The organism is Maritimimonas sp. 2210JD6-3 (assembly GCF_056591795.1).
Map to the genome: position 1 here is coordinate 24,554 of NZ_JBWQOJ010000017.1, position 16,508 is coordinate 41,061.

The 16,508-nt window shown below is 33.3% G+C and carries 16 protein-coding genes; 4 read left to right on the forward strand and 12 right to left on the reverse strand.

Annotated elements, in window-relative coordinates; translation table 11 throughout:
* The first annotated feature begins 145 nt into the window (after positions 1–145).
* The 3 genes from AC1EUY_RS08890 to AC1EUY_RS08900 are packed head-to-tail and all read left to right on the forward strand — an operon-like array spanning position 146 to position 3,797.
* Positions 146–1,393: an ABC transporter permease gene (locus AC1EUY_RS08890; RefSeq protein ID WP_480195171.1), complete on the forward strand. Its 1,248-nt coding sequence runs from the start codon at positions 146–148 to the stop codon at positions 1,391–1,393.
* A gap of 1 nt (position 1,394) precedes the next feature.
* Complete coding sequence (locus tag AC1EUY_RS08895) at positions 1,395–2,654, forward strand: ABC transporter permease (RefSeq protein ID WP_480195172.1); 1,260 nt, start codon at positions 1,395–1,397, stop codon at positions 2,652–2,654.
* A 24-nt stretch (positions 2,655–2,678) separates the two neighbouring features.
* Positions 2,679–3,797 (forward strand): efflux RND transporter periplasmic adaptor subunit, encoded by a 1,119-nt coding sequence (locus AC1EUY_RS08900; protein WP_480195173.1) that lies wholly within the window; start codon positions 2,679–2,681, stop codon positions 3,795–3,797.
* 144 nt (positions 3,798–3,941) lie between these two features.
* On the opposite strand, the gene AC1EUY_RS08905 is transcribed toward AC1EUY_RS08900, so the two are convergent.
* The 7 genes from AC1EUY_RS08905 to AC1EUY_RS08935 all read right to left on the reverse strand — a co-directional run bounded on the left by AC1EUY_RS08905 (position 3,942) and on the right by AC1EUY_RS08935 (position 12,871).
* The gene (locus tag AC1EUY_RS08905) at positions 3,942–4,595 is read right to left on the reverse strand and encodes a PDDEXK family nuclease (RefSeq protein ID WP_480195174.1); all 654 of its coding nucleotides are present in this window, start codon (positions 4,593–4,595) and stop codon (positions 3,942–3,944) included.
* The gene (locus AC1EUY_RS08910) at positions 4,595–5,860 is read right to left on the reverse strand and encodes a DNA cytosine methyltransferase (protein ID WP_480195175.1); all 1,266 of its coding nucleotides are present in this window, start codon (positions 5,858–5,860) and stop codon (positions 4,595–4,597) included. The genes AC1EUY_RS08905 and AC1EUY_RS08910 overlap by 1 nt, the downstream gene beginning before the upstream one ends.
* Positions 5,861–6,109: 249 nt before the next feature.
* On the reverse strand, positions 6,110–6,550 hold the full coding sequence (locus tag AC1EUY_RS08915; protein ID WP_480195176.1) for a LexA family protein: 441 nt from the start codon (positions 6,548–6,550) through the stop codon (positions 6,110–6,112).
* 4 nt (positions 6,551–6,554) lie between these two features.
* The gene (locus AC1EUY_RS08920) at positions 6,555–7,718 is read right to left on the reverse strand and encodes an acyl-CoA dehydrogenase family protein (protein WP_480195177.1); all 1,164 of its coding nucleotides are present in this window, start codon (positions 7,716–7,718) and stop codon (positions 6,555–6,557) included.
* A 10-nt stretch (positions 7,719–7,728) separates the two neighbouring features.
* Positions 7,729–8,613 carry a ComEA family DNA-binding protein gene (locus tag AC1EUY_RS08925; RefSeq protein WP_480195178.1) on the reverse strand — a complete coding sequence of 295 codons (885 nt, stop codon included), beginning with the start codon at positions 8,611–8,613 and terminating at the stop codon, positions 7,729–7,731.
* A gap of 16 nt (positions 8,614–8,629) precedes the next feature.
* Positions 8,630–10,246 (reverse strand): alanine/glycine:cation symporter family protein, encoded by a 1,617-nt coding sequence (locus AC1EUY_RS08930; RefSeq protein WP_480195179.1) that lies wholly within the window; start codon positions 10,244–10,246, stop codon positions 8,630–8,632.
* Between the two features lie 171 nt (positions 10,247–10,417).
* A complete protein-coding gene (locus AC1EUY_RS08935) occupies positions 10,418–12,871 on the reverse strand; it encodes a TonB-dependent receptor (protein WP_480195180.1) in 2,454 nt (817 codons plus the stop codon).
* 128 nt (positions 12,872–12,999) lie between these two features.
* On the opposite strand from AC1EUY_RS08935, the gene AC1EUY_RS08940 reads away from it, so the two are divergent.
* Positions 13,000–13,362 carry a CoA-binding protein gene (locus AC1EUY_RS08940; protein ID WP_480195181.1) on the forward strand — a complete coding sequence of 121 codons (363 nt, stop codon included), beginning with the start codon at positions 13,000–13,002 and terminating at the stop codon, positions 13,360–13,362.
* Here the strand turns inward: AC1EUY_RS08940 and AC1EUY_RS08945 are convergent.
* Genes AC1EUY_RS08945 through pyrR form a run of 5 tightly spaced genes read right to left on the reverse strand, consistent with a single transcriptional unit; the run spans position 13,359 to position 16,494 of the window.
* Positions 13,359–14,315: a ribonuclease Z gene (locus AC1EUY_RS08945; protein ID WP_480195182.1), complete on the reverse strand. Its 957-nt coding sequence runs from the start codon at positions 14,313–14,315 to the stop codon at positions 13,359–13,361. The genes AC1EUY_RS08940 and AC1EUY_RS08945 overlap by 4 nt on opposite strands.
* Positions 14,316–14,669 (reverse strand): T9SS type A sorting domain-containing protein, encoded by a 354-nt coding sequence (locus AC1EUY_RS08950; protein ID WP_480195183.1) that lies wholly within the window; start codon positions 14,667–14,669, stop codon positions 14,316–14,318. It lies immediately after the preceding gene.
* Positions 14,670–14,681: 12 nt separating this feature from the next.
* A complete protein-coding gene (locus AC1EUY_RS08955) occupies positions 14,682–15,014 on the reverse strand; it encodes a ribonuclease Z (RefSeq protein ID WP_480195184.1) in 333 nt (110 codons plus the stop codon).
* Positions 15,015–15,021: 7 nt separating this feature from the next.
* On the reverse strand, positions 15,022–15,951 hold the full coding sequence (locus AC1EUY_RS08960) for an aspartate carbamoyltransferase catalytic subunit (protein WP_480195185.1): 930 nt from the start codon (positions 15,949–15,951) through the stop codon (positions 15,022–15,024).
* On the reverse strand, positions 15,952–16,494 hold the full coding sequence (pyrR, locus tag AC1EUY_RS08965; protein ID WP_480195211.1) for a bifunctional pyr operon transcriptional regulator/uracil phosphoribosyltransferase PyrR: 543 nt from the start codon (positions 16,492–16,494) through the stop codon (positions 15,952–15,954).
* Positions 16,495–16,508 lie beyond the last annotated feature (14 nt).

The following is a 16,508-nucleotide window of genomic DNA, read 5'->3' on the forward strand; positions in this document are numbered from 1 at the left end:
ACTGAAGGTCATGAATGGCGAGTGGTTGTGGATGAATATGGTTTAAATCAGTTATAATTTTTTTAATTTTAGTGTAACAAAATTGCTAAACTGAGCGTCTATTGTTAAAACAACTCTCCGAAATTAACTCAAAGTACACTCTTTTATGTTCGACATAGATCGTTGGCAAGAAATTTTTGATACTATTCGTAAAAATAAATTACGAACTTTTCTCACGGGGCTTTCTGTAGCATCGGGTATTTTCATATTGGTAATTTTATTAGGTTTTGGTCAAGGATTTCAGAATGGAATAAAAAAAGAGTTTGCGAAAGATGCTACTAACAGAGTGTGGGTATGGACTCAAGTCACTACAAAAGAGCATAATGGTTTAAACCCAGGAAGAAGAATCCAGCTTAAGAATGAAAACTTAGAATATCCAAATCAGGTATTTTCGGAAGATATTGAATTCAATTCGGGTGTATTTAGAGTTCGCGGTGTTAGTATCAATTATAAAAAGGAGTCTGGCGCTTATGGCATTCAAGGTGTTGGCCCAGACTACCAACGTATTGAAAATGTAAAAATGGTGACAGGTCGTTATATCGACGAGTTAGATATGGATGGCAATCTTAAAGTTGTCGTGATAAGCAAGAAAATTAAGCGAGAATTAATGAAAAAGGTTGAAAATCCTTTAAATGAATATTTACAATTATCAGGAATCAACTTTAAAATTATTGGTGTATATGCTGATGAAGGAGGAGAGCGTGAAGAAAATAGAATATATATACCCATAACAACTGCCCAAAATGTTTTTAACGGACAAAATAAATTGGCAAATATGTCCTTTACCTTGACCCCAAAAGAAACGTTTGACGAATCTGTTTTTGCTGCCAATAAGTTCACAGAAAAACTAAAAAAATACTTACAAAAAGCACACCAAGTTTCTCCAGATGATAATAGTGCAATTGGCGTATGGAGTGCAGAAGAAGAAGCAAAAAGATATTTTACAATGACCAATAACATTGCGATGTTCTTCTGGTTTGTTGGAATATGTACTATCATTGCAGGTGTTGTAGGGGTGAGTAACATAATGCTTATCATAGTTAAAGATCGCACACGAGAAATAGGCATACGAAAGGCATTGGGAGCAAAACCTTGGTCTATAGTAGGTATGATATTACATGAAGCTATTTTTGTAACGGCTATTTCGGGCTTTACTGGTTTGATCTTAGGTATGGGTTTGTTAGAAATTGTAGGGCCTAATGTTGAAGTACAATATGTGTCAAACCCAACGGTTAATTTTTCAATAGCCATGACTATGGTAATTTTATTAATAGTAGCAGGGGCTGTTGCTGGGTTTTTCCCAGCATGGCGTGCAGCAAAAGTTCAACCCATCGTAGCACTTAGAGACGAATAATATGTTTAGCAGAGATCGTTGGAAAGAAATATTAGAAGTGCTATCAGGTAACTGGTTTAGAACAGTATTGACCGCTTTTGGTGTATTCTGGGGAATTTTCATATTACTTATTTTGTTAGCAGCTGGTAAAGGCTTTGAAAATGGAGTGAATATGGAATTCGGAGATGTAGCCACAAATACGATGTTTATGTGGACTCGCACGGCAACAAAAGCCTATAAAGGTATGCCTAAAGATAGAAGATTTAGTCATAGACTTTCTGATGTTGAAGATATAAAACGTAATGTGTCAAATTTGAGATTCGTTTCTCCGCGCAATCAATTGGGTGGTTTTAATGGTGCTAACAATGTAGTGAGAGGCACTAAAACAGGTGCTTATGATGTATATGGTGATTACCCTGAAATCATTAAACAAGAGCCCATGGATATCAGTAAGGGAAGGTTTATCAATTATAACGATATCAATAAAAGAAGAAAAGTAGCTGTTATTGGCGAAGGAGTACACAATGAGTTATATGATAAAGAAGAAGAAGTGCTTGGAAGCTACATTAAGATTCAAGGTGTGAATTTTATGGTGATTGGTATTTATAAAAAGAAAAGTAGTGGTGGTGATGGTGAAGAAGGTCAGAAACAAGTATATGTACCCTTTACTTCTTTCTCGCAAGCTTTTAATAGAGGTGATAGAGTAGGCTGGATGGCAATTACTGCAGAAGACAATACACCGATTACGGCTATTAAAGAAAGTATATTCAACATCGTTAAAGAGAATCACAGCATACACCCAGACGATGAACGAGCTGTAGGGCATTTCGATTTATATGAAGAATATAGCCGCGTACAAAATTTATTCGCAGCAATAAGAATAATGGCATATTTTGTCGGAACCTTGGTGTTATTAGCGGGTATTATTGGTGTTAGTAACATTATGCTTATTGTGGTAAAAGAACGTACAAAAGAAATTGGTATTCGAAGATCCTTAGGGGCCTCACCATGGAATATAAGAAGTCAGATTTTGACTGAATCTGTGTTTTTAACTATTATTTCAGGCATGGCAGGTATTGTATTCGCTTCTTTACTAATATATCTTATCAATTATCTATTAGATAGCAACGGACCTGTAGATATGTTTGCAAACCCGAGTGTAAATATTGGTGTTGTATCTATAGCCTTAACTATATTGATTGTTTCGGGGCTCTTGGCAGGATTTATACCGGCTCAAAACGCAGTAAGAATAAGACCCATTGAAGCATTAAGAACAGATTAAATTTAAACCAGAAACATATTATATATGAAAAAGTCAGTAACCATTTTTATATTAATAGCTATCGTAGTCACTTTTGCAGCGGCAATGTATTATCTATATCAAAAAAATCAGGAAGATCCTGTAGTGTATAAAACTGAACAACCAGAGACAAAGACTATTGTTAATAAAACTGTTGCCACAGGAAGTATATTACCATTAGAAGAAGTTTTAATCAAGCCGAACATATCAGGAGTTATTCAGGAAGTATATGTAAAAGGAGGGGATATGGTTAAGGAAGGCGACTTACTCGCTAAGATCAAAATAATCCCGAATCTTAATTCTTTAAACAATGCTAAAAATCAGATTGAGACAACAAAAATTGCCTTAGATGACCAAAAGCGCAATTATGATCGCCAGAAAGCACTTTTTGATAAAGGAGTAATTTCTAGACAAGATTTAGAAAGAGCAGATGTAACTTATAAGCAAGCACAACAAGATTATAGAGCGGCAAATAGAAATTACGATATTGTACGTACGGGTTCAACACGAGGCTTGGGGAGCGCTGCAAATACCCTAATTAAAGCTACAGTAGCAGGTATGGTACTAGATGTGCCTGTAGAGGTGGGTAACCAGGTAATAGAAGCTAATAATTTTAATGAAGGTACTACGATTGCTTCTTTGGCTGATGTAAACAAACTTATTTTTGAAGGTAAGATTGATGAATCTGATGTAGGGAAAGTAAAAGAAGGATTGCCTATTGAGATTGTTGTTGGTGCTTTAAAAGATATAAAATTTGAAGCTGTTTTAGATTATATCGCTCCGAAAGGTGTGTTAGAAAATGGTGCGATACAGTTTGAAATTAAAGGAACATTAAAAAAACTAGATACTACTTTTGTACGTGTAGGTTTAAGCGCAAATGCATCGATTATTTTAGCAAAAGCAGATAGTGTATTGGCGATTAAAGAAGCTTTAGTACAGTTTGATAAGGAAACTAAGTTGCCGTATGTAGAAGTTAAAAATGGTGATGAGTTTAATAGAAGAGATATTTCTTTAGGTGTTAGCGATGGTATTCATGTTGAGGTAAAAGACGGGCTTACTAAAGAGGATGCTATTAAAATCTGGAATAAATTAAAAGAAGAAGATAATAAGAATAATAATTCTTAATCTTAAGATTAGTTTCGTTATCGACTTTGTATATAGCAAAAAGGACAGAAAGAAGTAATTATCATTTCGGTTGAACTACCTTATAAATATAATAAATCCTTTGCTAATGTCTAAGCAGGTATTCGATTTATTATGTTGTTGATTCTATGCGTTGGGAAATATTGCTTTAATTTTGTCTTCAGTTACAACTTGTTTTGTTGTAATTACCTTAATCTTTGGTGATTCAACTAAATTCAATTCTTTTACTTCCTCAATCACATTGTCAAAATCAGTACTTGTGGCGCAAACTGCGCTATCCAATCCTATTACGTCGCCAATTTTCTGTTTGGCATTTACCATACTTGCATCATCTTCCGACAATGTTATTAAATAACATTTAGACCTACGATGGACATATTTCATCGCAATTGCTTCTAAATCTGCTTGTTTGTATCTTTCTCTAAAAGATGTTTTTGCACTTAAACAAATTGGACCTCTATCAGTTGAATAGAGTAAAAGATCATAGTTAATGTTTGGCACAAATGCAACTTTGGCATTCATATAAATTGGATAAATCTTTTCGCGAATTAGCAAGGTCGCAATGATGATTTCAAAAATCTTTCCGTTAACACCTCTTTTCTGTTGTTCGTTGTTGAGAAGAACATCTCTTTGTAATAAATATGCCTCCCAATATTTTGAAATATACTCGCTTGGTCTTTCGTATTCAACTTCCATAAAAGACGGAAATAGTTTTTCAAATATTCCACCTGCAAGAGTTGATGATCCTTTTACTATGTCTAAATCTTGTAATAATGCCATTATTTGATTTGCAATTTTTCAATTATTTTTTCCGCTGTGGCTTGAATAGCTGGAACTGCAACTGAATTTCCAAATTGTTTATAAGCTTGTGCGTCTGATACTATTATTTTGAAATTATCGGGAAACCCTTGAAGTCTTGCCCATTCTCGTGGTGTCATTTTTCTAATTCCCTCACGATTTACTTCGCCCGAAATATTTGTGACTGGTTTAAAGTTTGTCAATCTGTTGTCTAAAACTAAATTTCGCTCTCTTCCCATTCCTCCACAAACAACCGCATTTGCAGTTCCGTCATTTGGTATAATTTCGTAACCAAACCCATTTCCTTTGCTTTCATGTCTTGCTCTGTGGTTTTTTAAAGTTTGCACGTATGTTGTCGATAAATAATATTTTACCGAAACCTCGTTTTCCTCTAAAATGTCATCCAAAACAGTATTTTTATCTGTTGGTAGAGGATATTTGAAATCTGTTATTCTTAAATCCTTTCTAAATCCTACGATGAAAATTCTTTCTCTGTTTTGAGGAACTCCAAATTCTTTAGCATTTAAAATCTGAGGTTCAGGAACGTAATAATTCAAATCTTCTCGCAGAACATTTAAAATTGTTTTTAAAGTTTTTCCTCTATCATGATTGCGTAATCCTTTTACATTTTCGAGAAAAATGGCTTTTGGTTGTTTTTTCTTTATAATTTCTGCAACATCAAAAAAAAGTGTTCCACGAGTGTCCTCAAATCCGCAACGTCTGCCAGCAATTGAAAAAGCTTGGCAAGGAAAACCTGCACATAGCACATCGAAATTATCTGGTATATAGTTTTTCGTTTTTGACTTGGTAATGTCGCCAAAAGGAATTTCGCCAAAATTTGCTTTGTAAGTTTGTTTTGAATATTTATCCCATTCGCTTGTAAAAACACATTTTCCTTTAAGGTTTTGAAGAGCTAATCGAAACCCTCCAATTCCAGCGAATAAATCAATGAATTTAAACATTGGTTTTTCAGGTGCTGGAAAGGGAACGGATTTATTAATGTCAAAAATCAAATATTGAAGTGCCTCTTCTGCAACTTTATTTGTTATTTGATTTTCTGGATATTCTTTTGATAGGATTTCTTTCACATAAGAAAGAGCATCTTTTCTGTAATACTGGGAAACACCGTTTTTGTAATTGTGCAAATAATGAGTAAAAGAAGCTGGTTTAGAGTTGTCTGACTCAACTATTTTTCTTTCAAATAGCTGTCCATCAATGTTTTCTATATCAATGTTTTCTTTTATCATACCATTGTAAATTCAACTTCACAAGTTAAAAAAGATTTGTTTGTTTTATGAGCTCTGTTTGCTTTTTTGTTCACATTCTTTTGTCGATAAAATTGTATGAGTACAAAGACAAAAATTAAAGAGCTGACTTAGGGGGTGGCGTTTATCTTGTAAAGAACGTTAAGCTAAGAAGAGTTTTAATTCATTTTAGCGCACGATAACGAAGTTCGTATTTTTTGAAGAAAGTTAATTACCGTATTTACAGGTTTTCTACACTTTTTTAATCACATTGGTCACAATACCCCAAATCATAAAATCGCTTTCTTCAGTGATTTTTATGGGTTTATAGTTTGAGTTTTCGGGTTGTAACCACAGTTGTTTACCTTCTATAAGTAATCGTTTTACAGTAAACTCACCATCTAAAATACATACTGCAATTTTATTATGTCGAGGTTCTAAGCTTCTGTCAATTACCAGCAAATCATTATCATCTAAACCTGCACCAATCATAGATTGCCCAGAGACACGTGCGAAAAAAGTAGCAGTTTTATTTTTAATAAGCTCTTCATCTAAAGAAATACGACGTTCTTTAAAATCATCAGCTGGTGAAGGAAAACCAGCAGCAATGCCCGAATCAGCAAAAATAGCACCTACACTATCAGAAGGCTTTGGTGTATAAATTAGTAGATTTTGCGATACAGGAACACTCATAATTTTATGTAGCTGGTTTATAACTTTTCTTATCGATGACCATTTTAGCAATAATTTCTCTCAAAATCTCAGAGGTACCACCACCTATAGGACCTAAGCGGCTATCACGTAATAAACGAGCCATCGGATATTCTTCCATATATCCATAACCGCCCAACATTTGCAAACATCCATTAGCAACTTCATCAGCAACCTTTGTAGAAACTAATTTAGACATGGTTGCTTCCTTTACAACATATTCTCCATCATTTAGGCGCTTTGCAACGGTGTAATTAAATGTTTTACACACTTCAACTTCACTTACCATATCAGCGATTTTATGACGTAATGCTTGAAATTTATCAATGGTTCTACCAAAAGCTTCACGTTCACCCATATATTGTAAAACATATTCTAAAGCATATTCAGATCGTGCATGTGCATTCACACCCATCACCAAACGTTCTAGAGCAAAATGCTGCATAATGTAAGGAAAACCTTTTCCTTCTTCCCCCATCAAATTTTCAGCAGGCACTTTTACATTATCGAAAGCAATCTCTGCAGTATCAGAAGCTCGCCATCCCAATTTATCGAGTTTTGTAGCTGAAACACCTGGCAAATTACTATCGATTACAAAAATACTGATACCTTTATTTCCTAGTTCTACATTCGTCTTGGCGGCAACTACCATATAATCTGCGTAAACACCATTTGTGATAAATGTTTTTGATCCGTTTAATATATAATGATCGCCATTTTTTATGGCTGTAGTGCGCATTCCGGCAACATCAGATCCGCCAAAAGGTTCTGTTACGCATAGGCATCCTATTTTTTCACCATCAACGCTAGGTGTGAGATATGCCTTTTTAATACGATCGTCACCTTCTTTATTTAAATGCGTCATAGCTAGATAAGCGTGTGCCCACATTGCAGCTGCAAATCCGCCAGAATTTATTTTTTGAAGTTCTTCTAAAAAGATAACGGTATAGAAAAGATCTAAACCTAAACCACCATATTCTTCAGGAGTATTTAAACCGAAATAGCCCATTTCGCCAAACTTTTCCCAGATAAAACGTTCGATAGTACCTGTTTCTTCCCATTTTTCAATATGTGGAACGACTTCTTTTTGCAAAAAATCTTTAAAACTTTGCCTAAATGATTCGTGTTCTTCAGTAAAATATAAACTCATTAAAGTGGATTTATTTAGCTTGTAAATATAAGGCTATTCTGTCAAATTTGTCTAGTGGGAATCCGTCTATTTGTTTTAATTCTTCTAGTGATTGTAGTTCAGCAACTTCATCTCGATATTCAAAAATTTTCTTAGTGAGTTCGTAATCAATATAAGGGAGTGCTAATACTTCTTTAAAGGTAGCTTCATTAACATTAACCTTTTTGATTTCAGGTTTTTGAAGTACTTGAAACCGTTCTAGAACTTTGTTAGCAACTTCTTTGTCTAAATAATAAACTTCATATAATTGTTCATTGATTAGAAAACCACCTAGCTTATTTCTATAGTTAACAATACGTTGTGATAGACGGTCGCCAATGCCATTGATAGTTTTTAATTCGTCGGTTGTGGCAGTGTTAATATCTTTGATACTAATGTCTTTAGCATGCTTAGATTTTTTAAGTTTATTCGAAACGGCGCTATAGTTTTTTCTTTGATTCTTTTTAACAACCCAATCTGGAAACTTAAAATATGGAGAAATCTTATTTAATAAACTATCAGAAATTCCTGTTACTTGCTGAAATTCTTTTACAGAATTAATATACTTTCCTTTTGCGCGATGCGCTAAAAGTCTATCAATTTCTATAGGTGACATACCAAGTTGGTATCCTTTAAAATCGGTGATAAAACTCGGGTTAAAAGGATATATTTTAGGCTTTCTTGCTTCAATCTCAACTTGTTTCAAAGAATCTATTTCTTGTTGAAGTTTTGTAATTTCTAAAGTATTGAGATTTGTAATTTCTTTTGAAGAAAAATCAACAAAGAAGATAATTAGCTGTAAAGTAATTATGAGTATTGCTAAAAACAAAACCCCATTTCGTTGGCGCTTATTGTACCAGAAATAGGGTTTCATCATTATTAATTGAGTTAGATTATTCTTTTTCTCCTCGAATTGCCGATAGGTATCTAGTTAATTGTTTTTTAACAACTGGGAATAAGAAATATAAACCTACCATATTTGGGAATACCATAGCAAAGATCATTGCATCTGAAAAGGCCCAGATAGACCCCATACTTGCTGCGGCACCTATTACTATAAAGGTTAAAAATAATAGTTTATAAACTAAGTCAGCGGTTTTACCACGACCGAATAAAAATTTCCAAGACTGTAGTCCGTAATAAGACCAAGAGATCATCGTAGAAACGGCAAATAAGAACACAGCTATCGTTAAAAATACATTTGAATATGGAATATATTGTGCGAACGCTTTCGAGGTAATTCCTGCGCCTTCATATGATACTCCATCGATTAGAACAGCACCAGAACCGTCACCTCCATATTGAAAAATAGCACCATCGCCACCTCCAAAATTAAAAATGATAATTACTAAAGCTGTCATTGTACAGATAACAACAGTATCAATAAACGGCTCTAATAAAGCAACTAATCCTTCAGAAGCAGAATATTTTGTTTTTACTGCAGAGTGTGCAATAGAAGCAGAACCAGCACCAGCCTCATTTGAGAAAGCCGCTCTTTTAAAACCTACTAATAATACACCAATTAGACCACCAACGCCAATAGCTCTTGGGTTAAAGGCCTCTCTAAAAATTAATCCAAGAGCATCATCAACTAACCCGAAATTCGATATTATTATGTATAAACAAGCAATTAGGTATAGTACAGCCATAAATGGCACTACTTTTTCTGTTACAGAAGCAATACGCTTAATACCACCAATGATAATGATACCAACTAGAACGGCAATTACCAGCCCAATAATTGTTCCAGCCATAGCACTTTCTAAACCTAGAAGTTCTTTTAAAACAATAGTTGCTTGGTTTGATTGTGCAGCATTTCCGCCCCCAAAAGAACCTCCTATACAGAAAATTGCAAATAACACAGCTGCAATTTTACCTAAGGTTGCGAATCCTCTTTCTTTAAGTCCTTTACTGATATAATACATGGGGCCACCATACACAGTACCATCTTCACCAACATCACGATATTGTACACCTAAGGTACATTCTACAAATTTTGTTGACATACCTAAAAGACCACAAACGATCATCCAAAATGTGGCTCCAGGTCCACCTAGGGCAATTGCTAAGGCTACACCAGCGATATTACCATTACCAACAGTTCCTGATACTGCAGTGGCTAATGCCTGAAAGTGAGATACCTCTCCTTCTTTACTTTCATCACGAATGGTTTCTATTGAATCACCACCAGGTGTAACATCTCCATATGCAGGTTCGGTAATAGCATGATCTACTTCATCGTATTTACCTCTAACAACATTAATTGCCGTAAAGAAATGGCGAATGTTAGGGAATTTAAAATATAATGTAAAAAAAGCGGCACTACCTACTAATAAAACTAAAACAAATGGTATTTCAGGGTCTTTCCATACAGGAAAGAATATTACTTTACTGAAAAAATCTGATATAGGTTGAAAAGCTTCATCAATTCGTTGATCTAATCCCTTCTCTTGAGCAAAAGTTACGTAGGGAATTACTAAAAATAGTAATGAGAGAAGTTTTTTATTCATAATTTATATTGGAGTTAGTGTTTTTCTAGCTCGCAATATCATAAAAAAATGTCCTCACTACAAATTTTAAGGGTTAAATATTAAGAAATTATTAAGGATATTGTAAAAAAATCCCCCAAGTAAAATAATATTACTAAGGGGATCAATTAACCAAAATTGAAAAACTGTTTTCTAAAGGAACCCCGAATTTTGCTTTTCGTTGCTGTCGCGGTTTCTTCTTCTTTTTGCTTTGTTTTTACCACCACCAAAACGATAGTTAAAACCTAAGAATGTAGTTCTGCTTTCCCATTGAAATCTCCCATTTTGAACAAACGGATTTGTAGAATTAAATGTAAAATTCATGCCTTGAAATATATCATTTACTCTAAATGTGATATCGCCTTTTCCTTTAAGCACTTTGTAATTTGCCCCAATAGTAATCATCCACATATCATCCACCTTCCATTGAATATCTTCTTGTGGGCCTCTATACATGGCAAATAATTGTAATCTTAAATTTTTTGTAGCTGTAAAACTATTACTAATACGTGCATTAAAAACTTCATTAGTTACTTCTCTTTGCTGAGCATTTTCGATAGAAAGATCTGCGGTACCAAATTGTTTTTGAGAGTAAAAATCCATACTTGCATTGGCTCGCCACCATTTTGCTAATTTCAAATTTGCAGAAAACTCTATACCATATGCATCAGTATTATTAAAATTTGTAAACGATAAAATCTGTCTAACGTCTGACGCATCTGCTGGATCTTTGTATGTCACCCTTGATATAGCGTCATTTATTTTTCTATAGAAAGTGCCAAATGTTAATGATCCTGGTTTAATTTTACGTGTATAATTTAGTTCTATTGAGTTTGTGAATTGTGGTACTAATTCAGGATTTCCAATAGAGGTAATTAGAGGAGTACTCCATTCTCGAATAGGATTTACTTGCTGAATAGAAGGTCTGTCAACTCTCCTACTGTAGCTTAGTTGAAACTGATTCTTCTCGCTTGGATTATACGTAAAGAATGCTGAAGGATATACACTAAAAATCTCATCGGTTACAACCTCATTCTGTTGGTTTTCTTGCCTGAAAGTACCCTCAATTTCATATTGCTCAAAACGTGCACCTAATTGCATAGTTACCTTCCCAAATTTATGTCCATAATTTACATAGGCAGAATAGATATTTCGATCATAATCAAATGATGAGTTTCCAATTCTTTCTGTGCCTATAATTTCATTAAGATCATTAAATGTGTAACGTTCTTGATTAGTTTGATTGTCATTTTCAGTATTGTTTGTTCTGTACTCTAACCCTAATTCTAATTTGCCTTTTTCAGAAACGGGATTCGTATAATCTAAATTTAACAATACATTTTCTCTATCATTTTCTATAAGATTGAAAAAGTTAAGTAATCGATAATCGAAATCGATGATATCAACTTCTGCATCACTGTTTGAAGCATCTTCGGGAGCATCAGATTCAGAATACGTGGCTTCAAATTCGATATTATGTCCTTCTTTTTCAAAATCTAACTTATAATTTACATTGTAAGCACTTGTTTGATTTTCTTGATCTTGTAAATTCCTAGCATCGCTTACCAATTCGTCAATTTGCCTAATTTTTACACTACCGATTCCATCACTATCAAACCAATTTTGAGTGGTATAAAAAGATAAAGTGTTCTTATCGTTTATATAAATATCTGCACCAACTTTAAATAAGTGAGATTGATTATCATTTGCAAAAATAAAATTTTGACGATTTACCGATGGCCGTTCTACAAAACCAAAATTGTAACGTTCACCTCCGTTATATCCATAATTACCAAAGAAATTTACTTTTCCAGTTTTATAGTTCATATTTGTTGATGCATTGTAACGTACATAATGACCAGCAGTAACACCTGTATTTAATGAGCCATTAAAACCTTGATTTGCATTTTTATGTAACACAATATTTATAATACCCGACATACCTTCTGGGTTATATTTTGCAGAAGGATTTGTAATTAATTCTACACTTTTAATAGATGTAGAAGGTATTTGTTGTAGTAACTGAGCCGCGCTAATATTGGTTGGCTTTCCGTCAACAAGTACTCGTACATTTTCGTTTCCACGTAAGCTTATGTTACCTGTTTGTGAATCAACATTTACTGAAGGTACGTTGTTTAAAAGTTCAGAAGCAGTGGTGCCAGCTGAAGTTAAATCTTTGCCTACGTTGATTACCTTTCGATCTACTTTTTGAGTAATTGTAGATGTTTCTGCAACGACGGTTACTTCATCTAAAGCAGCAGCACTTTCACTAAGTTTTACGGTTCCGAGATTTTGTTTTAAGTTTTTACCAGTCAAATTTATTTCTTGTTTATAGGTATTATATCCTATAAATTGAATTTCGACCATGTTCTTTCCTTCAGGAATCTTACTGACAGTAAATATCCCATTGTCATCAGATACGCCACCTGTAACTGTTGCACCCGTCATATCTTTAATAACCACAGTTGCATAGGGAATTGCTTCTTGTGTATTGGCATCTACAACTTTACCTGAAATACTACCTTTTTTTGGAAGTTTATTTGCTGGCATTTGAGCAGTCACAGCAATACTTATCAATAAAAAAAGTGCATGAATAAATTTTCTCATTTGTTTTCTAAATTTTGTTTGAATTATTTCATTTTGAGTTGTATTATCATTTTTATGACATATAATTGACGCTCTATTACATATATTTGTAACAGTATTTAACAGATGATTAACACTACTTTAACAGAATGAGTAAAAAGACACTTGTAATTGGGGCATCGCTTAAAACAGAGCGATATTCTAATATGGCGATTAAAAGATTGATAGCTAGTAAAAATGAAGTAGTTGCAGTAGGCTTGAGGAGCGGAGAAGTAGCAAGTGTGAAAATTGAGACCGAAAAGAAAGATTTTAAAAATATAGATACCGTGACTCTTTATATAAACTCAAAAAGACAGGTTGATTATTACGATTACATCATTTCTTTGAAACCTAGAAGGGTAATTTTTAATCCCGGGACAGAAAATTTTGAGTTTGTCAAATTGTTACAAGCAAATAACATTCTTGCTGAAGTAGCTTGTACTTTGGTACTATTAAGTAGCGAGCAATACTAATTTTGATGAGCGATAAGGAGCTCTTTACTTACTTCACTTTCAACCGTAAATACTTTTCCTTCTTTAGCTAGAGATACATTATGAAAAACGGTTTCAGCTTCTTCTTTAAATAAAGAAAGGTCATCATATCTGCTAGAATAATGCCCAAGTATCAATTCGCCAACTTTCGCTTGTTTTGCAATTAAACCAGCTTGTTCGGCTGTTGAGTGTTTGGTTGGTTCGGTTAGTTGTTCTTTATCTTTTAAGAATGTTGACTCATGATAAAGCAAATCGACACCTTTAATTATAGAAATAATGTCAGGTTTATACATGGTGTCGCTACAATATGCATAACTTTTAGGCTTAGGCGGATTAAAAGTAAGCTCACGATTTTTTATGATAGTACCATCTTCGGTAATAAAATCTTTGCCATTTTTAAGATTCTGATAATCACAAATTTCTATTTCAGAATTTTCTTTAATTGCCTCTATATTTAATTTTCGTTCTTTAGATTTTTCTTTAAATAAAAACCCATTTGTGTAAACGCGATGCTTTAAGGGTATTGTGTGAATTTCTACTTTATCATCTTCGTAAATCATTGTACTATTCTCAGAAGTAAGTTCATGAAATACTAAGTCAAACTGTAAGTACGAATTCGAAATTTTTAACTGTAACTCTATAATTTCTTGTAACCCTTTAGGTCCATAAACATGTAAATCATTTTGCCTTTTCAATAAACCAAATGTTGAAATAAGACCTATGAGCCCAAAAAAATGATCTCCATGTAAATGAGAAATAAAAATATTATCAATCTTAGAAAATTTGACTTTGTATTTTCTAAGTTGTACTTGAGTTCCTTCACCACAGTCTATTAAAAAAGAACGATTATTAATTTCTAAATACTGTGCCGTAGGATGCGCAAAAGTTCTTGGCGTAGCCGAGTGGCAACCTAATATGGTTAATGCGAAGCTCACTTATTTTATAACAATACGTTTAGAAATTATTTCATTACTTGTTTTAATAGAATAAATATAAATTCCTGAATCTAGCTTATCTCTGTAGAACGGAATGTAATTTACTCCTTTTTTAGTGTTGTACTTTTGAATATGTACTGTATTGCCAATCAAATCTTTTACCGAAAATTCTATTTTGAAAATAGCGTCAGCATAAAATTTAATTTTTGTTGTAACACTAAAAGGGTTTGGTGATGCCACAATATCTCTTATCACTAAAGTAGTATCTCTAGCAATTTCATTCTCAGCGTTTTGCTGAGCAAAAGCTGTAAAAGAGAATGTAACAATAAGTATAAAAAGTAGTTTTTTTATCATACGCAATTTTAATTAAAAACCTAAATCTCGCTCAATTTTTTCCATTTCTATTATATCTTTTGCTTCTGTGATTGTTGGAACTACGATAATTTCTTCTGGTAAGATATCTGTATTAATTCCATTAACAACTACTACAAAAGACATACCATTGTCTTTATGCGTTTTTGAATGTTGCAAAAATAATAAGATATTTTCTGTATTTACCCCTTTTAAATCAGAAAAGTCTATAATAATATTATTGTTGCTAAAAGTAATATATTTTTTTTTAAAATCAGAAAAAAAATCTGAAACCGATTTTCCAGAAGGCTTTATAAGAATTTCCGTATCATTTTTTTTCAGTTCCATTATAGTATTATCGTTTAATTTGTTGAGCCAATAAATAAATAACTGCCATACGTATGGCGACACCATTTTCAACTTGATTTAAAATTATAGATTGATCAGAATCTGCTACATCACTTGTAATTTCAACACCTCTGTTAATAGGTCCTGGATGCATTATTACAATTTTCTTGCCAAGCTTGTCTAGTAATTCTTTATTGATTCCGAATAACTGTGCATATTCTCTAGTAGAAGGAAAATATTTAATATCCATTCGTTCATTTTGCACACGTAACATGTTAGCTACATCACACCATTCTAAGGCTTTTTTTAGATTGTGCTCGACTTTTACTCCTAACGTAGAAATATACTTTGGTATTAAAGTAGTAGGCCCACAAACCATAACTTCTGCACCTTGTAATTGTAATGCATAGATATTCGATAATGCAACTCTAGAATGTAAAATGTCTCCTACAATCACTACTTTTTTTCCTTTTACAGAACCTAGTTCTTCTTTAATAGAATACGTGTCAAGTAGTGCCTGCGTTGGGTGTTCATGAGCACCATCACCAGCATTGATAATTTTTGCATCTATGTGTTTAGAAAGAAAAACCCCAGCTCCAACATTTGGGTGTCTCATCACCACAATATCTACTTTCATAGAAAGAATATTGTTTACCGTATCAATTAAAGTTTCCCCTTTTTTTACAGATGATTGACTCGCAGAAAAATTTATAACATCTGCTGATAGGCGTTTTTCAGCGAGTTCAAATGATAATTTTGTACGGGTGCTATTTTCAAAAAAAAGATTAGCGATCGTTATATCACGCAAAGAAGGTACTTTTTTAATAGGACGATTAATAACTTCTTTAAAATGATCGGCAGTTTCAAAAATTAAGTCAATATCTTTTTTGTTAAGATATTTAATTCCTAATAAATGTGCTACACTTAACTGCTTCATTTAATTTGTGTTAATAATATATACGGCATCTTTCGTATCATTCTCTTTCCAAGAAACTTTGACTTTCTCAGAATTAATTACATCAACTTGTCTGCCTCTATAGTTAGGTTGAATTGGTAAATGTCTGCTAAATCGCCGATCAATTAGTACTAATAACTCTATTGAAATAGGCCTCCCAAAAGATTGAATAGCTGTTAAAGCCGATCGAATACTTCTCCCTGAATACAAAACATCGTCTATCAGAACCACTTTCTTATCTTCGATAGCAAAATCTATTTTAGTTGAACTTGCTTCTAAGGGCTCTTCTCTACGTCTAAAATCATCTCTAAAAAAAGTAATATCCAATTGCCCTTGTTTCAAATCTTTAATTTGATAGTCTTCTTTTAAAATTTTACTAAGTCTATTGGCTAAAAATACACCTCTTGGTTGTAACCCGAGAAGTACAGTATTCGAAAAGTCTAAATGATTCTCTAACAACTGATTGGCTAAACGATGAAGAATGATATGAATATCTTTCGCGTTGAGTAATGTTTTTTGAGCCATGTTGCTATCCAAAC